This is a genomic window from Thioclava sp. NG1, from assembly GCF_003122275.1.
Taxonomy (GTDB): Bacteria; Pseudomonadota; Alphaproteobacteria; order Rhodobacterales; family Rhodobacteraceae; genus Thioclava; species Thioclava nitratireducens.
The window spans coordinates 489,434-516,215 of the sequence record NZ_QFBB01000002.1 but is presented as its reverse complement, the minus strand read 5'-3'; the positions used below and the strand labels follow the sequence as shown (position 1 = coordinate 516,215).

General features: G+C 64.8%; 9 protein-coding genes (1 of these 9 only partly in view). 4 read left to right on the top strand and 5 right to left on the bottom strand.

Translation table 11 applies throughout. From position 1 onward, the window contains the following. Positions 1–70: 70 nt before the first annotated feature. The 4 genes from DEM26_RS05340 (at position 71) to DEM26_RS05325 (ending at position 4,421) form a co-directional block, all read left to right on the top strand. The gene (locus tag DEM26_RS05340) at positions 71–1,123 is read left to right on the top strand and encodes a UDP-glucuronic acid decarboxylase family protein (RefSeq protein WP_109171877.1); all 1,053 of its coding nucleotides are present in this window, start codon (positions 71–73) and stop codon (positions 1,121–1,123) included. Then, positions 1,120–2,934 carry a glycosyltransferase gene (locus DEM26_RS05335; RefSeq protein WP_109171876.1) on the top strand — a complete coding sequence of 605 codons (1,815 nt, stop codon included), beginning with the start codon at positions 1,120–1,122 and terminating at the stop codon, positions 2,932–2,934. Before DEM26_RS05340 ends, DEM26_RS05335 begins: the two co-directional genes overlap by 4 nt. A 32-nt stretch (positions 2,935–2,966) precedes the next feature. Beyond that, positions 2,967–3,878, top strand: coding sequence for a glycoside hydrolase family 26 protein (locus DEM26_RS05330; protein ID WP_233243027.1), 912 nt, complete (start codon positions 2,967–2,969; stop codon positions 3,876–3,878). A 267-nt stretch (positions 3,879–4,145) separates the two neighbouring features. Then, the gene (locus tag DEM26_RS05325) at positions 4,146–4,421 is read left to right on the top strand and encodes a hypothetical protein (protein WP_146194435.1); all 276 of its coding nucleotides are present in this window, start codon (positions 4,146–4,148) and stop codon (positions 4,419–4,421) included. A gap of 54 nt (positions 4,422–4,475) precedes the next feature. Here the strand turns inward: DEM26_RS05325 and DEM26_RS05320 are convergent, their stop codons facing one another. The 5 genes from DEM26_RS05320 to DEM26_RS05300 all read right to left on the bottom strand — a co-directional run. Continuing rightward, positions 4,476–5,282 carry an efflux RND transporter periplasmic adaptor subunit gene (locus DEM26_RS05320; RefSeq protein ID WP_075776042.1) on the bottom strand — a complete coding sequence of 269 codons (807 nt, stop codon included), beginning with the start codon at positions 5,280–5,282 and terminating at the stop codon, positions 4,476–4,478. Between the two features lie 12 nt (positions 5,283–5,294). Beyond that, positions 5,295–7,289, bottom strand: a complete 1,995-nt coding sequence (locus tag DEM26_RS05315) for a preprotein translocase subunit SecA (RefSeq protein WP_109171874.1) — start codon at positions 7,287–7,289, stop codon at positions 5,295–5,297. After that, the gene (locus DEM26_RS05310) at positions 7,282–9,432 is read right to left on the bottom strand and encodes a biotin/lipoyl-binding protein (protein ID WP_109171873.1); all 2,151 of its coding nucleotides are present in this window, start codon (positions 9,430–9,432) and stop codon (positions 7,282–7,284) included. Before DEM26_RS05310 ends, DEM26_RS05315 begins: the two co-directional genes overlap by 8 nt. A 1-nt stretch (position 9,433) precedes the next feature. After that, a complete protein-coding gene (locus DEM26_RS05305; RefSeq protein WP_088718986.1) occupies positions 9,434–11,275 on the bottom strand; it encodes an efflux RND transporter periplasmic adaptor subunit in 1,842 nt (613 codons plus the stop codon). Positions 11,276–11,431: 156 nt separating this feature from the next. Next, positions 11,432–26,782, bottom strand: the 3' portion of a protein-coding gene (locus DEM26_RS05300; RefSeq protein WP_146194434.1) for a matrixin family metalloprotease. 22,905 nt of this gene lie beyond the right edge of the window; the window shows 15,351 of its 38,256 coding nt (coding positions 22,906–38,256); the start codon falls outside the window, past its right edge — the gene reads right to left on this strand; its stop codon occupies positions 11,432–11,434.

Sequence of the window (26,782 nt, the reverse complement as noted above, 5' to 3'; positions counted from 1 at the left end):
CGGCCCAAAGCGATTAAGTCGATATCAAACCGGACTGGGCAGTCGCTGCCGTTCTTCTGTGGGGGGGAACATGACGCATCTGCCACGTTTCGAGACGCAAGATATCTCTTGGGCACGGCCGCGCCGACATCGGGGGCAGTTGCGTTGTCTGGTTGCCGGAGGGGCCGGGTTTCTGGGATCGCACCTGTGCGACCGGCTGATCGAGGCCGGTCACGACGTTATCTGCATCGACAACCTCCAGACCGGGCGGCGACAGAATATCGCCCACCTGTCGGAGCATCGCGATTTCACTTTCTTCAGGCATGACGTCATCGCACCGCTGCGGATCGAGGGCGAGATCGACCGGATCTACAACCTCGCCTGCGCGGCCTCGCCGCCGAAATACCAGCTCGATCCGCTGCACACGTTCCAGACCTGCATCGCCGGGTCGCTGAACCTTCTGACCTTGGCCGAGGAGAAGGGCTCGCGCATTCTTCAGGCTTCGACCTCCGAGGTCTATGGCGATCCTGACATCTCGCCCCAGCACGAAGACTATCGCGGACGCGTGAACACCACCGGCCCCCGCGCCTGCTACGACGAGGGCAAGCGCGCGGCAGAGACACTGTTCCACGACCTTCAGGCCAGCCGCGGCATCGACACCCGCATCGCGCGGATCTTCAACACTTACGGGCCCCGGATGGACCCCGAGGACGGCCGCGTGATCTCGAATTTCGTCACGCGGGCGATCCGTGGCGCGCCGCTCCAACTCTATGGCGGCGGCACGCAGACCCGCTCGCTTTGCTATGTTGATGATCTGATCAGCGGGCTGGTCGCGCTGATGGAAAGCGAGACGGTCGGCCACGATCCGGTAAATCTGGGCAATCCGGGCGAATATACCGTCGCCGAGCTTGCCCATATCGTGCGCGACATGTGCGATAGCCGGGCGCCACTCGTGGTTTCGGACCTGCCGCTCGACGATCCGACGCAACGCTGCCCGGACATCACCCGCGCCGAGACCCGGCTAGGCTGGCATCCCGAGATCGCATTGCGCGACGGCCTAGTGCCGACCATCGCCTATTTCCGGGCCGAAATGACGGGCGCGGCATCCGAAGCCGCCCCCCCGATCGCGACGGCCGCGGAATGATCCAGCGCCCCGACATACGGGCCGCAATCGCGGCGGGGCATCTGGCACCGATCCTCTCCCCGAGACAGGCGCTGCGCTACCGGGTGCTGTTCGCGCTCTGGATGCTCGCCACGGTCTATTTCTGGAGCTGGTGGCTCACACCGTCGCATATCCTTGCCACGGTGCCTTATCTGATCCTCACCGGGGTGCTGATCTGGCTTCTGGCGATGCAGGTCTATTTCTTCGTGATCTTCCTGCAGGCGCTACGACCGGTCTCCCCCCTGCCGGAGCCGGGTCGCTGGCGCGTCGCGATGATCACCACGAAAACCCCGTCTGAGCCCTTCTCGGTTGTCCGCCGCACGCTGGAGGCGATGCTCGCACAGGATTATCCGCATGACACGTGGCTGGCCGACGAGGCGCCCTCGCCCGAAACGCTCGCATGGTGCAAGATCCACGGGGTGAAGGTGTCCAGTCGCCAGGGCATCGAGGCGTACCATCGCAAGGAATGGCCGCGACGGACGCGCTGCAAAGAGGGCAACCTCGCCTATTTCTACGACCATTGGGGCTATCGCGATTATGATATCGTGAGCCAGCTCGACGCGGATCACGTCCCGCAACCGGGATACCTGCGCGAGATGCTGCGCCCCTTCGCCGATGAGGCGGTGGGCTATGTCAGCGCGCCCTCCATCTGTGCCGCCAATGCCAAGGAAAGCTGGGCCGCGCGCACGAGGCTCTATTTCGAAGCGGCGTTCCACGGCGTGTTTCAGGCGGGCTATACCGGGGTTCTGGCGCCGATGTGCATCGGCTCTCACTACGCGGTGCGCACCTCTGCGCTGAAGGAAGCTGGCGGGCTCGGCCCCGAACTGGCCGAAGATCACTCGACGACGCTCCTGATGAACGCGGCTGGCTGGCGAGGCGTTCACGCGATCGATGCGATTGCGATCGGCGACGGTCCGGCCACGGTGACCGACCTGATCACCCAGGAATTCCAGTGGTCGCGCTCGCTGTTGAGCCTCCTTCTGCGCTACATGCCGGACTATGTCGGCAAGATGCCGTGGCGGCTGAAGTTCCTCTTCGTGCTCTGCCAGAGCTGGTATGTCTTCTTCGCGCTTTCGATGTCGACGATGTATATCGCCCCGATCATCGCGATCAGCTTCGACATGCGTTTTGCCGACGTTACCTATCCCGCCTTCGTCGGACATGTGCTGCCCGCCGGCATCGTGACGCTGATTTTCGCCTTCATGCTGCGGCGCGATCAGTTCTTCCGTCCGCGCGATGCCAAGATCATCGCGTGGGAGAAAGCGCTCTTCGTGATGATGCAATGGCCTTGGGTGCTATGGGGCTGCATCATGGCCATCTATGACAGGCTATCGGGAAAATTCGTCGATTTTCGGATCACACCGAAGGGCGAAGCGGCCTCGACGATGCTGCCCGAGCGGATCATCGCCGTCTATGGCGGGCTGGCCCTGGGGGCCTTGCTGCCGGTTCTTTTGGTGGACAACGTCATCGAGGCGCGCGGGTTTTACCTCCTCTCCATGTTCAACGCCGCGTTCTATTTCGTCTTGCTGAGCGTGATCTTCGGCGCTCGCGCGCGCCGCGTTCAGATCGATTGGCGCGGCTGGCCCCGCGACATGGCGGTTCAGATGGGCACGCTGAGCGTCATCGTCTCGCTGAGTTTCGGAGCCCTTTGGCTCCGCGGCGGCGAAAGCGTCTACGCGCTCATGATCGGGCTGACATCGGTTCAGCTCGCAAAGGTCGAATACATCGTCTCGGGGGCCGGCATGGGCGCTCCGGGGCAAGCGAAGTTCCTCGTCAAACCGAGCTGGAAGTGACGGGGCTTCGCACCCAAAAGGAGGAGACTGAAATGGCTTATGATCTGATGACCCGTCGCGAGGTGATGGCCGGTGCCGCGGCGTTGGGACTGACCGTATCGGCGCGACCGGCATTCGCTGCGGATGTCAGTGTGCCGCCCGGCTCCTTGCCGTTCGGGGTCTATGATCCCGATGGTGATTTTGCGGATGTGTCGGGCGTGGTGATCGAACACCTGTTCCTGCCCTGGGAGGACGTTTTCCTTCCGTCGCTGAATGATGCCGATAGCTATGCGCTCGAACGCAACCGCGCACTTCTGGTGACACTGGAGCCCTGGACATGGTCGCGCTCAGAGCGCAACACCGCGCAATATCTGCGCCGCGGGATCGAGCGGGGCGAATACGACGCCAACATGATCGCGGTGGCCGATGTGCTGGCGACGCTGCAAAGCCCGGTCACCCTGCGCTTCGCCCATGAGATGGACGACAAGTCCGGCCAGTTCATCTGGTCGGATTGGAACCCCGACGACTACATCGCAGCTTATCGCCGGATGACCGACGTCGCCCGCGACCGGGCGCCGAAGATCAACCTGATGTGGTCGCCGCTGGGCGACGAGAACATGGGCGACTATTACCCGGGCGACGACTACGCCGATATCGTCGGGCTCACGGTCTTCGGACTGCAGGCCTGGGATCAGGCCAAGTTCGGGCGCGATCAGACCTTCGACGACATCTTCGCGCCCCGCTACGCTCGGGCGGCGACCTATGGCAAACCGGTCGCGGTGGCCGAGCTCGGCTATGTCGGAAACCAATCCTATGTTTCGATGTGGCGCGACCGCGTCCGTCAGGAATTGTCGGATTATCCGAGCCTCGTCGGCGTCAGCTACTTCAACCAGCGCGAGGTCTATCCGTGGCCGGAAGGGTTCGGCGCCCCGGATTGGCGAATCAAAAATCAGGTTTTGACGTAACCCACCACGGATAGTGGCGAGTTTTCGCCTATCACACCACCTCTAGACAAGACCTTGATGCCGCGCGGGAAATCCTCCCGCGCGGCACTTTTGCGATTTGCCATGATCTTGCCTGCTTCCCGCCACGTCACCTACCAACTTGACCCATAGGCTGGGATCGACCAATCCTTCTGCATGAGGACGCAATCGGCCCTCTTCCGCGCAGACGGGAAGGGCCAGACCGCAACACGAGCAGACAGGATTACAGTTCCGATGACGTTTTTATCCGTGAAAGCGGCCCGCCTTGTCGTGGCCGGCCTGATCTTTGCTGCCCCGCTGAGCAGCGCCCATGCGCAACAAGCCGGCATGCTGGATCTCAAACCGATCCGCGTCGCCGCCAAGAGCACGGCCGGGCATGGCAGCGCCAAGTTCGACTGGCTCGCCGGGCGCACCAGAAAATCGCAAGCGACCCCGCGCGTCGTTCAGACCCGGTTCATCGGCAAGGGCAAGTGGATTTGCTCGCCCGCGGGTTTCGGCAAGAAAGCAAACTGTTTCCAGCGCTGAGCGCCGCGCACATGCATGGGATGAAGGCCCTGTCCTAACCGGGCCGCCTTGCGCTCATTCGGCGGGGAACCCCACGGTGCAATCGATCCCGGCGGGCAGTTTGCCCTCGGGATTGGGCAGCGCGAGACGCACCCCGAACGTGTCCGAGGCCGCATCGAAAACCTTGTCGACGACGCTCACCGTCGCGTCGTATTCGCCGCCCACGGGCGCGGCAGGATAGACCTTCAACACCTGATCCTTCTTGACCCGGTCATACATCGCGGTCGGCAGGAAGACCTCAACATGCAGCGGGTCGATCTGCGCTAGCTGCGCGATCGGCGCTTGCGAATAGACATATTCGCCCGGCCCCATCATCCGAGTGATCACCAGCCCGTCGATCGGTGAGCGGATTTCGCGCCGCGCCAGTTGCGCCTCCACTCGCTGCAGATCGAGCTTCGCCAGATGCTGGTCCATCTGGGCCGAGCGCAGCTCCAGTTGCGCGACCTCCGCATTGGTCTGCGCCTCCTGCACCTGCGCATCTGCCATCACGTTACGCTTGCCCATCTCGGTCGCGCGGTCGGCGGCCTTTTGCAGCAGCGCCACCTTGGAGCGCGCGATGTCGATCGGCCCCTCATCCTGCGCGCGTTCCCTCGCATAGGTCAGCTGCGCCTCTTCCGCCTTCGATTCCAGCTTCGCGATCGGGTCGCCCTTCTTCACCGTATCCCCGCGCGAGACGAAAACCTGATCGATCACCCCGTCCACCGCCGAGCCGATCTCGAGCACTTGCCCCGGGTCGATCAGGCAATCGAAGCGCTCCTGATCCTGCGCGAGCGCCGCACCGGGACCGAGGGCCAAAAGTAGGGTGATGGAAGTAAGCCGCATGGGTGGTCCCTTTCAGTTGCCCCTGCCGCTGAAGGCGAGCAGGTCTTCGAGATTGTCGTCGGCGCGCAGAAGCGCTTTGCGCACGCCCGAATGGCGCGCTTCGGTCGCACGTTGCGCAAGCCGGGTCACGGGCGCGCCGATCAGCCACGGCACACGTCCCTTCCCGCCCGAAAAAGTGCGGATCAGGCTGGAGAGCCGTGTGCCGTAGAAGACCCGCAGCAAATCGTCCTCGAGCGAGACGAAAGTGATGAAACTGCCCGGATCGCCTTGCCGTCCGCAGCGCCCGAAAAGCTGACGATCGATGCGGCGCGCGTCATGGCGGCCCGTCGCGATGACATGCAGCCCGCCAAGGGCGCTCATCTGCTGATCGATGCGGATATCGGTGCCGCGCCCGGCCATGTTGGTCGCGACCGTGATCCGCCCATGCCCGCCCGCTTCGGCGATGATATGGGCCTCGTGCTCGGTCTCGCGGGCGTTGAGCACGCGATGCGTCAGCCCCTCTTCGGTCAGGAGCGCGCTGATCTCTTCAGAGGCGGCGATGGATTGCGTGCCGATCAGGATCGGGCGGCCCGTCATGTGAACGCGTTTGGCCTCGGCCAGCACGGCGCGCCATTTCTGATCGGCAGTCGCGTAGTGCCGCTCGCCCAAGTTCTTACGGCGCGAGCGGCGGTTCGTCGGTATGCGTTTCGTGCGCAGACGGTAGACCGCGCGCAGCTCGCCGGAGACCTCGGCCGCGGTGCCCGTCATGCCTGCCAGCGTCAGATAGCGGCGGAAGAAACGCTGATAGGAGATGCGGATCAGCGTCTCTTGCCGCCCCGTGATCTCGCACCCTTCCTTCACCTCGATCATCTGGTGTAGCCCGCGCTCCCACGAGCGGTCGGACATCACCCGGCCGGTATATTCGTCGACGATCTGAACGCCCGCCTCATCGACGATGTAATGCTTGTCGCGGTGATAAAGATGCAGCGCCGAGAGCGCCTGCCGCGCCAGTTCCTCACGGTGAATCTCGGTCGCCCAGACGCCCCCGAAATGCGCGCTGAGCTGGCGCAGCCGCGCCTTGCCCAGATCGGTCAGTTCGACCTTCCATTCCTTCTCGCGCACGGTGAAATCGCGCGGCCGGGTCAGTTTGCGCCCGATCTCGACGGCGCGCTGATAGGTCTGCTCCAGCCCCGAATGATCGCCCGCCCGGGTGATAATCAGCGGCGTGCGCGCCTCGTCGACCAGCACGGAATCCGCCTCGTCCACGATCGCGTAGCATAGCCCGCGCATCAGCAACCGCTGCCGTTTCGGATCGGTCTTCGACAGCCCCTCCAGCGCCATATGCAGCGCGCGGGTCTCGCCTTCGAGCACCAGCCGGTCCTTGAGGTAATCGAAGGCCAACTGCTTGTTCGTGCAGTAACAAATATCGCAGGCATAGGCCGCCTGGCGTTCCTCGGGGCTGAGCCCTTCGATGATAACCCCGACGCTGAGCCCCAAAGCCCGATAGAGCGGCCCCATCCATTCCGCATCGCGCGCGGCAAGGAAATCGTTCACCGTCACGATGTGCACCGGGACGCCCGACAGCGCCATGATCGCGGCGGGCAGCGTCGCGGTCAGCGTCTTGCCCTCGCCGGTGTCCATCTCGGCGATCCGGCCCCGCAGCATCGCGCGCCCGCCCAGAAGCTGCACGTCGAAGGGGCGCATCTGAAGCGAACGTTCGGACTGGATGCGCACCAGCGCGAAGGCACGGGCCACCAGATCGGCGCGCAGCCCCTTCACCCGCAGCATCTGCGCGACCTCGACACGGGCCGCGTTGAAGGCATGCGCCTCCAGCTTCGCCAGCGTCTTCTCCTCTTTCGCGACGCGCCGCAGGAAACCCGCGCCCGCCGCCGATTTGACCGAGAAGAACTGCGACACCCGCCCCACCGCGCTCGCCATGACCCGGTCGAGCGTGCCGAGGCGTTCATCCTCGCGCTCAGGGTAGAAGGCGGTCAGCAGGCCGGGGCGCTGGACGAGTATCTCAGACATCGTAGAGCCTCAGGAACAGCTGGCGCAGCGCTCGGTAGGCCTGAAACCCGATCGGCAGAGTGCCGTGAGAGAAACGCACCTCGACGCGCCGCCCCAGCAGCGGCAGCGCGGCGTCGGGGGCCATCTCCAGCTCGAACTCGAAGACCCGTTGCAGCGTGCGCAGCCCCTTGTTGTCGCCCGGATCGACGGGAACGGTGCCGCCGCCCTGCAGTCCCAGCGCGGGGGTCGGCAGGTCGCGGATGCCGCCGGGCACTTCGCGCACGATGGTCGCGGGATAGCTCTGGCCGCCATATTCGACCGGCATCACATCGACGCGGCCCGTCGCGTTGCGCACCAGATCGACATCGTCCTGACCGACCACAACGCGCAACGCCGCCGTGTCTTCCTCGGTCAGAACGTAGGAGATCACCTGCCCGCGCTTGGCGAACCGCCCCTGCAGATCCTCGCCGTTGGGCACCACGGCCAGACCCGCGCGCGGCGCGCGGATCGACAATTCGTCCAGCTGCTGGGCCAGCCGATTGCGGTCCTCGCGGGTCGCGGAAATCTCCGCCGCGATCATCTCTGCCTCGACCCGGTCGGTGCGCACCGCCGCCTGACGCTGCAGCTCCAGCCCCGCAAGTTGCGAGTCCAGCACCTCGAGCCGCGCGCGCAGCAGCGGATCGTCGAGCTTGATCATCACCTCGCCCGGCTTGACCGCGTCATAGGTCGCGACCGGTACCTCCGTCACGAAGCCGCTGGTTCCGACACGCACCTGCGCCTGCTCGGAAGGCCATGTCACCCCGCTCACGACGGATCTATACGGTGCTGGCAGCACGAAAAGGATCACGAAAAGCGCGGCGATGAGCCCGCTCGTCACAAGGATCGCACGCGGCCTGTTGGAGCGGAGTTTCGGACTGGAAGACAGAAAGGACATGGATTTGCCTATGGGCACGAGGATCTGCGTCGTGATCGCCCAAGCTGCCAGCAGCACCCCGATGAAGAAGAAGCGGCCGGCGATATAGGTGATGATCGCGAACATGATGAAGAGGCGATAGATGAAGGCGGCGATCCCGTAGAACAGGAACCAGCGTTTCTCGGCGGGCAGCGAGGTGACGGGTTCCGCCTCTTTCATCCCGAACAGGTATTTCTGCGCGAGATAGGCATAGTAGCGGTTCGCGCGCTGGCCAAGATTGGGGATCTCCAGCCAATCGGCGAAGACGTAATAGCCATCGAAGCGCAAGAGCGGGTTGCCGTTGAACAGAAGCGTAGAGACGCCCCCGATCAGCATCACGTTATAGGCGACCGCATGGGCCGCGCCGGTCTCGGCATTGAGCCAGACGAAGAGCGCGATCGAGGCGAGGAACAGCTCCACCATGATCCCGATCCCTCCGACCAGCATCCGTTGATACTTGTCACGCAGTGCCGAGGCGGCGGAGGCGTCGACATAGGGCACAGGCACCAGAACCAGCAGCATGATCCCGATTTCATGGACCTCGCCGCCGTTCTTCTTAACCGCATATCCGTGGCCCAATTCGTGAAACGCCTTCACCACCGGATAGACCAGCCAGAGCACGAAGAGGTTCTTCGGCGTCAGCACCCGGTCCGCGATGTTGTCGGTGATCGCGCCGAAATTGATCGCGGCGAAGATGAAACCCGCGAGCACCACCAGCACCCAGATCACCGCAAAGGTGCGGGTAAAGAAGGGGCGCACGAAGGGCATGGTGCGGGTGAGAAACGCGTCCGGGTCCCAGATCGGGATGCGGACGGCGAGCGGCGACCAGATCTTCTGCTTGATCTGCATCGACTGGTGGCGCTGGTAGCGGCGGAACAGCTCGCGCCCGTCGGGCGGCACGTCGCAGATAAGCGCATCGGCGGCGTGCAACTGCCCCATCAGCCGGATCGCCTCGTCCTGCGTGGGGGCCTTCTCGCCAAGCTGCTCGTTGGTGGTGTTCCACAGCTCGTCCATCGTGCGTTTGCCGTTCATCAGCCCGACCAGCCGCCACGCGGCTGGCGAGATACGATGGAAGCGCCCCGTCGCGATGTCCTGGATCACGAACCAGACGCGCCCGCGATAGTCATGCCGATGAACCGCGACATGCCTGCGCAGGCGCGGTTTGAGATCCTTCACCCGATACCAGGACGGAGAGAAGAGCGAGGTGGCCATGTCACGGCCACCAGGACCAGAGCGTCATGCGCACCCAGAGAACGATCCGCCGGGTCCAGATCCAGACGAGGCGGTGTTCCTCGACCTCGATCTTGGCGACCCCTTCCATACCGGGGCGCAGCGCGTTGATCGGCCCGTCGGTAACGGAGGCCTCGACGAGGAACTTGTTCGCCCCGGCTTCGGCATTGGAGATCGGCGTGACCCGGTCGACCTTCACTTCGATCGGGGTGTCGGGCAGCGAGGCGAGCACCAGCGCCCCGCTCTCGCCCGCCTTTACGTCCTTCACGTCGCGCTCGTCCACGCGCAGCATCACGCGGTAGTCGTTGAGCGGGGCGACCTGAAACAGCACGTCGCCGCGCCCGATCGGGGCTCCCAACGCCTGCGTCAGATCGCCCGAGACCACGACCCCGTCGAAGGGCGCCTTGATCACCATCCGTCCGATTTCCTGATCGAGCAGTTCGATCTGCGCATCCGCCTGTTCGATCTGGCTTTGCAGGATCAGTGCCTTGGCGCGCTCGCGCTTGGCCATGGCTTGCGAATATTCGCGGCTCTGTTTGGATTTCTGGCTTTCCCATTTCAGCCGCTCGAGCCGCAGGTCGCGATCGTCGAGCTTGGCCATCACCTCGCCCGCCTTCACGATATCGCCCGCGCGCGCATCGGCCTCGGCCAGATAGCCTTCGATGGGTGCCGAGATCGCGCGCTGGATACGGCCCTCGACCGTCGCATCGGCGGTCACGCGATACATGCCCTTGGCGAACCACGCGAAAGCCAGCAAAGCGACCAACGCAATCGCGGCCAGCTTCAGGGCCGCGTGATTGGGGCCGAACAGCGCCTTGAACGTATTGACGCTGGCATCCCATGTCTTCGCGGGCAGCCAACGATCCTCGCGGCGCTTGATCGCCAGAACCGGGCCCAGCAACACCCCCGCATATTCCGCCATCTGGATCGTGTCGCGCCCGAACGGCTCGTCCGCCGGACGTTCCAGCACCAGAGCGCCGACCAGCTTCTTGTCCTCGGTCAGCGGCACCGTGCAGAGCGTCGCCCCGCCTTCGATCTCCGACAGTGTCGCATGGGCGCGCAGCACCCGTTCGCCCCCGTCCTCGGGTGGCGGATAGCTCAGCACCGCCTGCTGATCGATTGCCTCGTCCATCGCGGCTTCGATGGCGCGCACGAGGTTGGATCGCTTGCCGAAGCTCGCCGAGTTCGACAGCGCCCGCACGCGCGCATGACGCCCGCGCGTCAGGCCGATCGCGACCAGTTCGCAATTCAGCACACCCGCAAGTTCCGAGGCCACCGCGGTCGCGGCTTCGGTGAAACGGTCGTAATGCAGGCTGGTGGCGAGCAGTTCGATCACCGAGGCGAGGCTGTCGCCCGAGCCGCCCTGCTTCCGGCGCAAGAAGGCCTCGAGCCAGCCCGTGCCCCATTGCAGCTGATCAATTGCCAGGTCAGTGCGCGCGTCCGGGTTCGCGCCGATCTGGATTGCCGCTGCGCCGCGCAGATGGCCCTCCATCCGGATCGGCACCGCGATGGCCGCGCCGCCTTCGCTCAGCGTTTCGATCACCATCCGCTCGGCATGGATCGCGCCGTCCACGGCGGCCATCAATTCGCGTTTCGGTTTTGCATTCTCGGGCCAGACCCCGGCAGGCTCAAAGCGGCTCCGCCCGATCCCCGCAAGCACCACCAGCCCCTGCTCCAGACCCGTAACCTGCCGCGCCATCGCGTCGAGCCAAGCCTGCGACACATGCGACCGGTCGGTCCCCGCTTTCAGTCTGCCGAGGGTTTCGGAATCCAGAAATACCGAGCCCGTCGCCTCGCCAGAGGTTGTCCCCGCGTGTTGCTGCAAAATGGCTCCCTCAAGGGTGCTCCCCAGCGCCCTTTGTCCGTCCCTGTCCCTGACAAGGGCCGACCGAACGGCAAAATCGCCCCTTACGTTAAGTAAAGGATTAGTTCGCGATTCAAGCAAGAAAAAACGTGGCAGTTGAACGCACTGGGCGCCGCGTCAGCCTTTTGCACCGCGCGATTGTTTACCCGAATTACCTGAATTACCCCGCGCGGACGTGGTTGTTGCTGGCGCGGGATCGGTGACAGGGGCAGCGCTCGGGGCCGAGGTGGTGTCGCTGGTCGCGGCATCCTGCGCCGTGCTGGTAGTCGTCGCCGTGTCGCTTGCCGTATCGGTCGGACTATCGGGCACCGATGCAGGCGCGGGCGCGGCCGCCTTCTGCGTGGCAAGGGTCGGGTCCATCCACGCCGCCGCGTCGCTATCGTCGGCAAGACCGAGGATATGGCCGAATTCGTGCTTGAGCGCGTCGACGAGGTTCAGCCCTTCGCTGCCGTCGAGCGACCAGCCATGCCCCGCCCCGTCCGCGTCGAGCGTTATCGCGCCCGCGGTCGTGTAGCCCAGCAGCGTGCCGTCGAGCGAGGCGATGGAAATCTGCACCGCTTCGAGCTTGGCGAGATCCTCAGCGCTCAGCCCCAGTTCCTGCGCGATCTCTTCCAGCGCCTGCGCCCGCGCCTCGGCCAGAAAGGCTTCATCGAGAACTGCGCCCTCCGGCGCGGTCGCAACCGTTTCTGCATGGAGCGCCTGCGCCGCCTCGATGGTCAGCGACCAGCTTTCCAACGTGCCGGTCTTGCGCTTCGCCCCGTCGACGATTTCCAGCGTCCAGACACCGCCCGACATCTTGCCCTCAAGCGCCGCCAGATCACCCACCGGGCGATAGGTCACGCCGTAAGGCGCGGCGGCACTGGTGATGCTCTCTCCCGCCGCATCGTCGAAGCGCGTATCGATCGCCGTACCATCAAGCGCCGCGAACAGTTCGATCCGCGTGCCATCCGGCGCGATCAGCGTGACGGTCAGATCACTCAGCCGCTCATGGATCAGGCTGAGGGTCACGTCGAGATCGGCGATCACCACATCCGAGCCGACATATAGGCTCTGCGTCGTGACGCCCTGATCCGCAATCGCGATCGGACCTGCGGAATTATAGTCGTAGATCAGCGAGCCGGTGTCGGGCGTGAAATAGGCCGGGTCATTCGTGGCAAGGCGCACATCGTCGAAGCTGGCCGCGTCGAAGGCCATCAGCCCGACTGCACCGTCGGCGACGGGCGCGTAGAAGGCGTGGCCCAGAACTTCGTGGCCGTTGAGCGAGAGGCTGACAGTGCTGCGGGCGAGCGTGATCTCGACCTTGTTGGAATGGCCGCCATCGATGGCGATGTCGTAGCTCGCAGTTTCCACGAAGCCGTCGCGCTGCGTGTAATAGCCGATCGAGACGCGGTCGTTGGCCGTGTCGATCACGGCATATTTGTAGCGCCCGTCCGTGTAGCTGTCGAAGACGAAGCCCGCGCGGCCGTTGGTCTCGATCTGCGCTGCAAGCCGCGTGACAGAGGTCTCCGCGATCACCAGATCGGCGAGCGCGATGGCGGGGGCACCTGCAGGCTGAGCATCCAGCGCGCCCGCATCGATCTGCCAAGCGGCGTCAGTGGCGAAGCGATCCGCGATGCCATCAGTGAAGCCCTCGGTCTCATCAAGGGTAAATTCCGGTGGCAGCACTTGCACCGCAATATTGTCGAGCTTCGTCACCGAGTTCTGCGCGCCGATCCCGACATAGCCCGAGTTCAGCCCGTGCGTGACGCCGTATTGATCGACCCGCGCGTCAAAGACATGGGTGAAGTATTCCTGCCCGTCGATCACCAGCGTCGCGGTCAGCCCGTTGATCGCAAGGAGCAGGTTATAGGGCGTGTCGGGCTTGGCCTGCACCGGGGTCTGCTCCAGCACGATCCAACCATCGGCGGTGCGGATACCCATCTCGAACTTGTCGGTCGAGATGTTCACGCCCGCGAATTTGAAGTCGGTCGGCGACTGGTAGTCGAAGATCAGATAGGCGTTCGACTTCAGACCCGCCGTGGGCTTGCCGCCGACGATGGTCGCCTTCATCTCGAAATAGCTGGGTAGCGCGTCGCCGATATAGAAGACCGAGACAGCATCGCCGCCGAGCGTTTCCGGGCTCACCGCGAAGGCGCCGCCCTGAACTGTCCAGATCCCGCTATCGGCTGCGAAACCCTTCGCGTCCTGACCGCCGCCATTGCCGTTGAAATCGGCCGAGCGCAGCACGTCGCGGCGACCGCCCGGAATGTTGCCCGGCTGCGGGTCATTCGGCGCGCCGGTCTGATCCTGCCACGCGTCGTCCTTCTGCATCACCAGCCCCAGCTCGCCCCACGGCTCGCCGTTGCGGTCGGCATTGTAATCGCCAGTATCGGCCGCGCGGGTGGGATCGGCGCCGTCGGAGGCCGAGAGATCGTAGAGATATTCCTGGATCTGCGGTGCCAGCGCACGGGAGATCGTGAAGGCACCGAAGGGCGCGAAGGGCACGATGTAGCTGTTGAACTCACCCACCCAGTCGATCAGGCGATCACCGCCAGTGTTGCCGATCATGATGTCGCGACCGGCACCGCCATAGACGACGTCCTCATAGCTCGACGACGTGTCGGGCGTGTCGTTCGCGCCGAGGGCCGAGCCATCCGCGTCGCGGGTATGGTCGTCATCGACATCGATCAGATCGTCGCCCCAGCCGCCATAGACATGGTCGCGCCCGGTGCCGCCGACGAGCCAGTCATTGCCCAGATCGCCGAAGATCACGTCATTGCCATCGCTATAGACCGGGCTGCCATCCTGTTCGAGCGTGCCGACCTGCGGCGCGCCCGGATCGGCCGGATCGAAGCTCGCGAAGAAGGTCAGACCGTCGACCGCCTCGGAGAGCGAGACGTAATGGCCAGCGGCGTCGATCACGATCACATCGCGCGGGTTGTATTCGTCATAGGCCGCGAACTCGCCCGCGTAGAAGGCGTTGTAGCCCAGCGCATTTCCTTGCGTGACCGTCGGATCGGCGGACCAGAACGGAACCGTGTAATCCGAGCGGACCAGCACGCCGGCCACACCCGGCGCCAGCGCGTCGTTCGGATAGGCGAGATACCAGGCCTCGGCCAGCGCCTCAGCGCCCGAGACCAGATCGTCGCCCGCGCCGCCATGCAGGAAGTCGTCGCCCAGACCGCCATAGATGATGTCGTCCGCATAGGCCGGATCGAGCAACGGATCGTCGGTTTCGCCATCGGCGGTCAGGAAGAAGGGCGTGAGGTTCACGGTCTTCTTCAGCGCGCCCTGAACGTTGATATCGGCCTGCTGGATTTTACCCGGGGTCGAGATCGTCTCCTTGCTGACACTTGCGATCGCGTAAAGCGGCTCGTCGTAGCTCGAGGAATTGCGCGAGGTCCAGATGCGCCCGTCGTCGCCCAGCACGCCGTCCTGACCGGTGCCGCCCGAAATCCAGTCGTGGCCCCAGCCGCCGATCAGATCGTCGTCCTGACCTTCGCCATAGAGCACGTCATTGCCGGTCATGCCATAGATCGCGTCGTCGCCGCCCTCGCCGTGGATTTCATCCGCGCCGCCATTGTCGGCCAGCGCAGCCGCGCCCCAGACATCCGGGCCGCCGGTGTGATAGTCGAGCAGCTCGACCGCGCGCACCACCAGCCAGGCGTCGGCGTGATCCGCGCCGCCAACCGCGATACCCGAGGCCCGCGCCGGATCGAGCGTATCGTAGTTGAAGCCGAGGAAGCCGTTCGCACCGACCAGACGCAGGATGCGGCCGTTGTCGCCAAGGATCACATCCGCGTCGCGGGCATGGGCGTTGGCACCGCTCTGACCATAGTCGTTGCGGCTCAGCGTCACCGGATCGCCCTGACCGCCGAAGAGCATATCGGCACCGTCGGGACGGAAGGCCTCGGTGACATTCGCGGTCGCCAGCAGATCGAGGTTGAAGCCGTCACCGGTCGCGCGCGCGTCATGGATGTAGAGATCCGAGGAACCGCCGATGATATCGTCCTGCCCCAGCCCGCCGAAGACGATGTCGTTGCCGCCATTGGCCTCGATATAGTCGTCGCCGTCGCGCGCGGCATTGATGCTGCGGGTCGGGTTCACGCTGAGCGTGCCGTCGGCAAGGCGCGTGGCGTAGCCGTTGTCGGTCGCGTCATAGGCGGTGTCATTCGGCAGCAGCCCACGGAACGTGGCCGAGCCGTCGCCCTGGATCGCATCGTCGCCGAGTTGGCCGAAAATCACATCGTCATCCGCACCGCCTGCGAGGTAATCCGCGCCGTAGAGATCGGTCCGGTTGGCCTCGGTCGCGTCGGTGTGATCGAAGTGGGCGATCAGCCGCTCTTCCACGCCGGTCGGGTTGGTCTGGGCCGCATCGCCCGCATTCGAGCCGGTGCCGTCATCGGCAGCATCATAGATCGTCAGCGTGCCATCGGCGAGCATCCGGAAGCGCAGGCTCTCGGCCGCGTCGGTGCGGATCACGATGCCATTGTCGCCAAGGATCACGTCATTGTCGGTCGCATTCGGGTCGAGCGCCTGCGCATCCAGATCGAACCAGGCGCTGATCACCGGGCGATCCTCGAACAGTACCGCGCCGTTGCCGTCGATACGGTCCGCGCCGTCATCGCCGCCCGGACGATTATGGCCGCCGATCAGGTCGTCGTCGCCATTGCCGCCGTAGATCACGTCAGCGCCCTGCTGACCCAGCACGATATCAGCGCCATCCTCGGCGAAGATCATGTCGCGCCCGCCGCCGTCGTTCTCGGTTCGCAGGATCGAGTAGAAGTCGAACTGCGTGGTGAGCTCGATCAGGTTCAGCGGCAGCAGGCCTGCGTCCACGCCGCCACCCGGCTGCGCCACGATCCGACCGTGATCGCCGAAGACCAGATCATTGCCCGCACCCGCGAAGATCGTGTCATCCGCCGTACCGCCGATGATGAAGTCGCGTCCCGCGCCGGTAGCGATCAGATCGTTGCCGCCGATCATCGCGCCGGTGTCGGCACAGCGATCCTCGGTGGTCGCGATCTCGTCGATATCGGTTGCGTCTCCATCGAGGCCGACCCAGTCGATGAAGCCGGTATCGCCGATCACGATATTGCCCGCGTCATGCAGCGTGGCGTCGGTGTCGGTTGCGGCGTAGACCTCACCGACCTTCACGTTGATCGCGTCGCCGCCAGCTCCGCCCAGCACGATGTCATAGCCGATGCCTGCAAGGATCACGTCATCGCCGCCGATCTCGGGCGCGGTCGTCTCGATCAGGCCCAGCGTGATCGGCTGCGTACCGAAGCGCGGCGCGTCATCCGTGGCGGCCACGATCCGGCCGTTGTCGCCCAGCACGATATTTTCGCCCTGCCCCGCGTCGACATAGTCGCCCGAAATCTCTTCGCCTTCGACGAGGATCGTCGCGGCGATGGTTTCGCGGTCGCGCGAGCGGGTGCCGTCGATCAGCGCGTCGATGATCGTCTCGCCATCTTCACCGGCGAGCACGATATCGTCGCCCAAGCCCGTCACGATCCGATCGGAGCCGCCATAGGTCTCGGCGGTGGTGGCGATTTCGTCGATATCGGTGCGGTCGCCGTCAGCCGAAACGTAGTCGACAAACCCGCTGTCACCGATCACGATATCCGTACCGCTGTCGGTTGCGCCGTCGGTGGTGATCGTGTCGCCATTGACGCCGCCCAGGACGATATCGTCGCCGCCAAGCGTGGTGATCGTGTCCGCACCGCCGATGGTCGGGTCGATCGTGTAGATCAGCGTGGGCGCGACATCGGTACCGTCATTGACGTGATCCGGGCCGCCCGAGCCAAGCTTCAGCGCATAGCCCGTGCCATCCGCGGTGAGATAGTCGATCCGACCGCGATCGCCGAAGACGATGTCATTCGCCAGACCCGAGGTGATGCGGTCATCGCCCTGACCGCCGAAGATGATCAACGGCAGCGTGCTGAGTGCTGCATCGACGACATCGTCATCGGCGAATTCCAGATAGTCGCGGGCATAGCCCCAATCGGGCTCATAATTCGCGTCATGCGGACCTTGGGTGTTGAGCACGAAGGCCCCGTCCTCGCTCGCCTGCAGATCCACGGTCACATCGTCATTGCCCAGACCGGTGTTCAGAACCGTCAGCTCGCGGCCGCCTTCAATGTCACGCGCATGGGTGCCGTCGATGGCGATCGCATCGGCGCCGAAGCCGGTCCAGTAGGTGATGCCACCCAGGAAGTTGCCCGCCGCATCCGCGCCATAGGTGATCGGCGCGGGCGCGATGCCGACGACGAAGATCTCGTTGACGCTCGACAGCTCGGTATCGTCGCCCCATGCGGCGGCAGCTGCCAGCGCGGCATCGCGATCATCGGTGATTTCAGCGCGCAGATCGGTCGTGCCGTCGCCCTGCACCGTCGCCTCGTCCGAGATCATCAGCTTGTGGCGGCCGGTGCCCGCTTCGATGTTGAGCATGCCTTCGATGTTCAGCAGATGGCCGGTCAGGAAGGTCGTGTCGGTGTCGAGCCCGAAGCCCGCCTCGGAGGAGACATAGATCCGCTCGTCGCCTGCACCGAGGTTCAGCGTGGTATGGGCGGTGGTGCCGCGCACGTTGATCACGTCATTGCCTGCCCCCATCCCGATCTCGAGATATTCGACGCCGTAGTAATCGACACCGTCCATCCGGGTCTCGAGCGTGGCCAGATCGGTCTGGATCCCCAGCGGGCCGAGCAGATAGTCGAGCGCCGGGTCGCCGCCATTGACCACGACCGAAATCCGCTCGCCCGAGCGCGAGGTGATGACAAGCACCGTGCCCTCGACATGGGCGATGATGTTCGGACCCTGCGCATCCATGATCTGGGCTGCCAGCGCCCTGGCCACATCCGCCGCCGTGTCGCCGACCAGCGCGGTATAGGCGAAGGAGGACAGTGCGAAGTCGCCCGGGAAGGCATCGTCGAACAGCGGCGTCGCGAGATCGGTCAGATCGATGGTGAAGGTGTCGCCCGCGCTCGGCTCGGCGATATCGATGCGCGCCTCCAGCACGTCGCCCGTCAGACCGCGCGTATCGACAGCCTCGACCGTGGTCTGGGCCAGCGCGCCTTGGAAGGTCAGGTAGATCGTGTCGCCGAAGCGATCGACAGCGAAGTTCTTGGTATAGGGCAGGAACGGACGGCTGTTATTCGGGTTCAGGATCGGTTCGAGGATCGCGGCGATCTCTTCGGCCGTCGCGTCATAGGCGATCGGGTCGGAGATCCGCAGATCCATGTTGCCCAGCACATCCGGCACCATGAAGGCCAGCGTGAAGGTGCCGCCCTCGGCCGCGATGGTGATCGCCTGCATCTGGTTCAGACCCGGATCGGTGGTGCCCTTGATGACTTCGGTGACCTCGATATTGGCGGTGGTGTTCGCATCGCTGGTGATCCCGCTCGCATCGACGATCAGGTCGGGCAGATCAACGCCCCCGGTCGGGCCGCCGAAGATGACGGTGTAGATATAGCCGCTATCGGTCGCCTCGACGCTGACCTCCGCATCGGTGCCGTAATCGGCAAAGACCGTGTCGATCGCCGCTTTCATCGCCGCGGCATCCGCATCGAAGGCCACCGTGACCGGCGTTCCATCCGGCAGAGCCAGCGTGAAGCTGCCGCCGGTGCCGCGGGTCTCGATCTGGATACGCTCGGCCACCGAGGGCATATCGAGCCCGGCCACGCGCGCGCCGTCCAGCACGAGGACGTTGTCGTTCAGGTCGGCGCTGTCATCGAGGAACAGACGGTCATTCTCGCCCGCGCCCATGTCGACGATCAGCAGGCCGGTGATCTGGTCGACCACGCCCTGATCGGAGCCGATATAGACCTGATCGTCGCCATTGCCGGTGCGGATGATCGTGTGACCGGCAGTGGTCTTCACATAGATCACGTCATTCCCGTCGGCGCTGTCGATGATGGTCTTGCCGCGATGGGTGCTTTCGACCGTGAAGGTATCCACGTTGCGGCCCAGACGGATATCGACCACTTCGAGGCCGGTATAGCTGACGCCGCCCGCGATCAGCTCGCCGCCGATATAGGTGTCGCCGCCCATGCCCAGACCCGAAAGATGGTTCTCGGTCAGCACGCCGCTGTCGATGGCCGGGCTCTCGTTGTTGAAGACGGTGAGCGTGTCGATCTGCTCGGCCTCGTCCACGCGCAGGTTCGGATTGACAGGCGCATAGGTGATGAGCGCGCCCGGATCGGTGTCGAACCCTTCGGGCGGCGTGCTTTCCAGCACCATCTGGCTGCCCGAGACGACCGGCGCATAGACCGAGGAAATCCGCGCTGCCAACCCTTGGGTGACCGAGCCGAAGCTGCCATCGGCAGTGACCAAAGCCGGCGTGGCCGCACCGTTGATCGTCAGCGCCCAGCTCGCGCCGCTCACCGGCGGTTGGATCAGGTGGAACGCAGCCGTGGTCCAGTGGATATTCGCGTCGTTGTAGAGGCCCTGCACCGGCGCGCCGCCGATGGTCGAGGTCAGGCCCGCATAGGTGGTGACCGCGATATCGAAGGCGACCGCATCGGCGCGCTTCACATGCAGGCGGGTCTCGCCCAGCAGGTTGACCGTCGCCACCGCCTCGTATTCGGCCGAAGCGTCGATCAGCGCAGCCAGTTCGCGCAGCACGATCGAGCGATAGGCGTGCTCCGTGTCCGGCGTGTAGCTGAAGTCGGTGCCGTCGAGCGTCACGGTCACGGTTTCGAAGGCGGTCACGTCGCCCGCCAGATCGACCGAAGCCGTCAGCCAGTCGATCAGCGACAGATCGCTCTGATCGGGAGTGCCGAAGAACCAGACATAGCCCTCTTCGACCGCATCCTGCGTGCCGACCATCAGCGAGAGCGTCATGCCCACATCGTTGACGAGCGAGAGGATGTCTTCCGAGACGCTCGCGACATCGACACGGCCGCTCAGCGTGCCATCGGGATCGATGGTCGCGATGTCGTAGATCGTGGCGGTGTCGTTGATGCGCGGATCGAAGCCGGGACGCTCGCCGTAATCGCCGTTCACATGGGTCAGCTCTTCGGGATCGATGGTGATCACCGTGCCGCCACCGGTCACCGTCCCGGTCACGCCATCGGCCAGCGGAATGTTCGTCTCGCCCGGCAGCAGCACCGGCACGCGCAGCGAGACGTCGGTATCGCTCTCGCCGCCGATGATCGAGACCGGGCCGCGGATCGAGTTCACGCGGTCGTTGAAGGCGCCGAAGACCTGCGCATCGCCGCCATCGACGATCGTATCGTCGAGCGCCAGCACGGTGACCTTCTGCGGGATCATCCAGTTGGCCGCATCGAACTCGACGAACTGACGCGCCGCAATCTCGCCCGCCTTCTGGCCGCTGACCGAGGCCGAGGCTGCGTAATCCGCCGCCGGATCGGCCAGTTCGCGGATGGAGATCACGCGACCATCGACGATCACCTCATAGGCGCGCGGATCGCCATTCGCGGTGGCCGCATCATTCGCGAGGTTGATCTGCGCGCCCAGTGCGGCAGCGATGTTCGACAGCGACTGACCGGCGCTCACGGTATGTGAGAAGGTCTGGCCGTCGAAGTTGACTGTCCAGACCTCACCAGCCGCGGGCGCGCCCATCATCTCGAATTCGAGGACATTGGCGAAGTTGAAGTCCTGCACGGTGCGGGTGTCGATGCGGCCCTGGCTGTCCCCAGCGATACCGACCTCGACGAAGAAGCGGGTGAAGCTCGCGCTGGCATCGACCGAGATTTCGATCGCACCATCGGCGGTCAGCGTGGCGTTATAGCCGGAGACCCCGTTGATCGCAGTGATCAGGCCCGTAGCAACCGCGTCAAGATCGTCGCCCGCCTGAACCGTGTAGCCGACCGTCTGAGCGCCAGCGCGGAGGGCCACATCGTCGAAGAGCGTGACCTGCCAGGTCTCACCCTCGACCGCTTCGCCTGCCAGCGACAGCGCGGCGAGCGGGGCTGCGACCTGAACCTGCACAAGTTCGTTCTCTCCGAAGTTCGCATCCGCATTGAACGCTTCTTGCGAATTGTAGGTGCGGGTCGGCAGCGGGGTGACATCGACGCGGACCGTGTTGTTGCCGCTCAGCGCACCGGTCAGCACGACCGAGAAGCTGTCCACGACCTGCACATCGCCCGGCGCGCGTTCTGCCAGATCGGTCGAGCCACCCGTCTGGATGATCTCCACCGTCGGCGCGTCATCGTCGAGCACGGTGACGTCGAGCGGCGCGGGCGCGAGATTGTCGCCGTTGCGGCCCACGACGTAGCTGTAGGGCGTGAATTGCTGCGCGAGTTCGGCATTGGTGATGTTGGTCCCGATCTCATAGGCGAGGCTCGTGCCCTCGGGGATGACGATCGGGGTCAGCGGCGCCGCGAAGGCGATGCGGGCAAGCTGCCAATGCGTCTTCGACTTAACCGCGTCCACGCTGACATAATCGCCGCCGATCGTGGTGCTCGCCGCGTCGGGGCTCGACTTGCGCAGCACTTCGATAGAGAAAGCCTCGATGCCCCCCGCGCCCGGGGTGCGGAAGATGAAGATCTCGCCCGGATCGTAGCTCGGCGGCGTGAGGCTGGCGTCGCTCGCAATCGCGATCGAGGCATCTTCGCTGTCGAGCGGCAGCAGCGAGAACGCCGTGGACGAGGTCAGCGTGATCGCGCCATTGGCATCGACCACCGCCGTGATCCCGAGATTGGCCGCGTCGATCAGCGCCGCCAGCTCGTCGGAGATGCCCGCGATGCCGCCCAGCTCGTCGCCCGATTGCGAGGTGTAGCTGATGAGCTGCCCGTCGACGAGGATGGTCCAGGTCTTCGAGCCGCTGGTCGGGCTATAGATCGCGCCTTCGACCGAGGGAAGCAGCGTCGCTTGCAGATAGCCCGCCGAGGCCGAGTAATCGGCACCCGCGAACTGCGCGACCAGCTTGTTGACGATGTCGCTCATGGCGTCGCCGAATTCGGCGGTTGCCTGCACCTGCAGACCGTCGAGCTTGATGATCCAGGTCGCGCCATCGACCAGCGTGCCATCGGCGGCCAGCGTACCGTCCGCCATCGACGCGCCAAGGCGGAAGGCCACGATGTCGTATGCGCGCTTGCTGCTGGCCGCATCGACGCTCAGCTCATCGCTCGAGAACTCGAACGCGTCGCCCGAGATCGAGACATAGATGTCGCCGGTGGGTGTGAAGAGGTAGCCGGAGGCGGGATCGCTGGTTTCGATCAGCAGCTTGAAGGAGACGCCATCCGCCGCCGAAATGCTGCGCGTGGCACCCGTGCCCGTCATCGCCGCAGCCTGCTCGGCGTCGGCATTCACCAGCGTCGCGAAGGCATCTGCGATATCCACAGCGGTCGCGGTCTGATCGAGGCGTGCATCGACCACGATCGTGCCTTCGGTGACGGTCGAGAGATCGGCCACCACTTCGCCGATTCCGACGCCGACCACGTAGTCGATCCCGCCCAGCGTGAGCGTGTAGATCTCGGACACCGCGGTATTCGGGCGCAGGATCGTCAGATCGGCAGCGGTGTAAAGCACCTCGGCGCTGCGCGGCTGGCTGATATCGCGGTTGATGTTCGCCGCGACCCCACCGGCCACGTCCGCATAGGTCGCACCAAGGAAGGCGTCGCGCGTATCTTCGAAGATCGAGGGCTGGATGCGCGCGTAATGCACGCCCTCATCGGCGCTGTCGTTCACCGCCTCGATCGTCACGAATTTCGCGGTGTTCCAGTCGGAGCCGTCGAAGTTCACGACATTCGAGGACAGGGTCACATTGCCATCGACGGCGAAGTTCACCTGCACCGGGCCGGTCGGCGCGCGGCTCAGCATCACGGCAAAGCCGTCATTCGCGGCAAGCGCCGCGGCCTCGGCCACGATCGTATCGCCCGCGAGATCGATGGCCGAGGAGTTGTCGACCGGGAAGATCAGCAGCTCGGCCACTTCGTCGTCGATCACATCGACCAGCATGTTCGGCACGGCCAGATTGTCGAAGCCGGTATCGTCGGCGCGACTGTCGCCCTCGGTCACGGTATGGCGCAGCTGGACGATGCCGCGACCCTCGGCCACCAGATCGTTGATCGCGGTGACGGTCACGTATTGCGGCGTATCCCAGTTGGCCGCGGTGAAGTGCAGCACCGTGCCCGAGGCCGAGCCGTTGACCAGCACACCCTCGGCACCGGCGGCTACATCGCGCTCGGTGCCCAGCGTCGGCGAGATCGTGATGTAGACGTCTTCGTCCGGCGCGCGCGACAATGCGATCGCGTAGCGGGTGACCGACATGGTCGGATCGGCGGTTGCGGCCTCGAAGACGCGCAGCACGCTGGAGCCCGCCTCGCCATCGGCATTGAAGAAGACCAGATCGGGCGCGTCATTGTCCTTGATCTGCGAAACCGGATCCTGCGCCCAGATCGCCTGATAGCGCGGATCGGTGCTGTCGACCGTGGTCTGGATCAGGCCGCTATGGCCGTTGAGACCGTTCGACACGACGGTGATCGCGCCGCCCTCGGTGACACCGTCGAGATCCGAGCCGCCAAGGTTCACGCTATCCGAGCCCAGACCGCCCACGATCTCCAGCAGCACGCCCTCGGAGGTGCTCTCGATGAAGAAGGTGTCGTTGCCCTGCAGCGCATCGACCACCAGCTTCTCCATACCCGTGTAGGAGATGAACAGCCCGCCGCCATAGACGCCATTCTTGGTGATGACGTAGTCGTCGCCCATCTCGGTGCCGATCACGGTCATCGTGTCGAAGCCGTCGCCGCCATCGATGCGGACCGGCGCGTTCACCGCATATTGGATGAAGTCGGCGCCCTGCCCGCCATTGATGTTGGTGAAGGGCGCGGCGGGGTCGTTCGGGTCGACGCGGACGAAGGAGCGGACCTGGAACGTGTCGTCGTCAGCCTCGCCATAGAGGAACAGCTCGGCCTTGTTCGAATAGACGGTGAAGCTGTCCTCGCCGTCGCCGCCACGGATCGTGGTATCGAAGCTGACGCCGTTCGACAGGAAGCCGACTGTGACCTGCGTGGTCTCGTAATAGTCGATGCCGCTCAGGCCGTTATAGGGGTTCTGCTCGTCGCGGAAGGAGGCGAAGAGCTGGCCGATCTGGAACGTGTCGTCGCCCGCATCGCCGAAGGCCTGAACGCCCGCGAGCGTGTCGTCGAAGACGAAGAGGTCATTGCCCGCGCGCCCGAAGACCCGCAGATCGGCGTCGATGGCGGAGTTGTATTCCACCCGCTCGACCACGGTGTTGAGAATCGTGCCATCCTCGGCGATCGGCAGCGCCGCGACCACGCCTACATCGAGGTCATGATTGGCGCGGAACAGGAACAGGTCGCGCCCGTCGGTGCCGCGGATTTCGGCGCGGTCGATCCCGTCGAAGGCGGTACCGGTGTCGAGGATGCGGATCGTGGAGTTGCCCGCGCTCGCCAGGCCGATGTCATAGAGATCGCTGCCCGCCTGACCGTCGATGTCCAGCTCGAACCCGTCGATGCCGTTGAGGAAAGTCTGGGTGCCGTCGGCGTAGTAGTTGACCTGCACCAGATCGTTGCCCGCGCCGAGGTTGAGGAAGGTGCGGCCCGAAATCTTCTCGATGGTGATCGCATCCGAGGTGGCATCGCCCGTCGCGGTTTCGTCGCCTGTGTTCAGCGTGGTGATGCCCGCATGGGTGTCGGAGACGTGGAAGCCGTTATTGCCGTTGCTGAGCGACAGCTCCAGTTCCTCGAAGCCCGCATAGACCACGCCCAGCGTCATGCCGAGGCCGACGATCTCCGTGCCGCTCAGATAGCCACCCTGATCGGGTAGCGTGTCGCCCGCATCGGACACGATCAGCGTATCGCCATGGTTCACGATGGTGCCGTCGACCGTGTAGGTGACCGGATCATTCGCGCCCGCATCGATCGTCAGGTAGCCGAAGAGGATCGCGTTCAGCGTGCCGTCATTGGCCAGCGGCGTGTCGGGATCGTCATCGGTGACGGTGACCGCGTCGTCGCCCGCGCCGGTGTCGATCGTGGTCGGGCCGTTGATCGCGAAGACCTTGATGATATCGGCGCCGTCGCGGGTCTCGAGCGTCGTCACGTCGCGCTTGCCGGTCGACTTGAGGGTGACGTCGTTCACGCCGTCGCCCAGATCGACATTGACGTTTTCGAGCGCGATATAGCGGATGCCTGCGGTCGCGGCGGTGAAGCCGTCCACGAAGATGAAGCCCTCGACCGCGGTGCGATCTTCCAGCCCGATCACCCCGGTGGTCGCGCCGGTATTGCCGCTGTCGTCGATGTTGAGCGTGTCACTGCCGCGATCGGCGAGGATCGGGCCGCTATAGGTGTCAAAGGCGTCGATCTGGATCAGCGCGGCGATCCCCGAGAGCGTGCCGCCCAGCGGGGCGGTGCCCGGCTCCGACGAGGCGACGGAGCCGAGGTTGATCACGTCGTCGCCGATGCCACTGTTGATATAGATCGGCAGATCGGTCGCGGTGACGGCGATCACGTCGGACCCCTCGCGGGTATCCACCTCGATCACGCTGAGATTGCTGTGATCGATGCTGACAGCCGCCGCGCCCAGCACCGTGTTCGCCGCGTTGGTATAGCGCGACACGGTCATCAGGCCCACCGACAGCGCGACGTAGTCGTCCCCCTGCGAGCCCAGATAGACCAGCTTGTCGGCGTCGGTGGTGCTGCTGTCGGTGATATGAACGGTGAAGCCCGAACCGAGCGGGGCCGCGATGATGTAATGCTCCAGATCGCCGCTCGCATCCGACCCCTTGTTATCGAGCGTGACCGTTCCGTTGAAGGCGCTGACGCCGATGGCCAGACCGCCCACAGTGACCGAACCGCTCAGGTCGTTGACGACGAAGGTGTTGTTGACGCCGTCGCCGCCGGTCAGATAGACCGCCTCGAAGATGCCGTTCAGACGCTCCACCGTGGTCTCGCCCGCGCCAATACCGGAGGTGCTCCACAGATCGGCGTCGCCCGGCACCATCGCGCCATCGGTCGTGCCCTCCGCATAGGCCGTGGAGCCGTCCGCCTGGAAGACCTTGCCCACCAGGAACAGGTTCTCGTAGAGGCCCATATCCTCGCCCGCGAAGACTTCGATCAGCGTATCGGTCTCGTTGGCCTCGTCGGTGTCGCGGAAGATGTCGAGCCCCTCGCCGCCGGTCACGGTGTCCGAGCCCGCGCCGCCATCGATCACGTCGTTGAAGATCGAGCCGATGATCCGGTCATTGCCGCCCTGCCCTTCCAGCGTCAGCGCGATCAGGTCATGGGTCAGTGGCGTCGCATTGGCCGGGTCGCCCGCAGCCACGGCCGGGCCGGCGGTGATCTTGTCATTGCCGCCCGCCGCCGAGATGCGCAACGTGTCGCCCTTGGCGCGGATCGTGTCGTCGAAGGTGACGGTCACGGTGCCGGTCGACCAGGCGGCGACGAGGATGAATTCCTGATCGGCCACCGCACCCGCCTTCAGCGTGAAGGTATCGGCGCCACCGGTGCCGTTGAAGATCACCGCATCGGCCACACCGTCGCTCGCACCGTCGATCTCGGCCACATC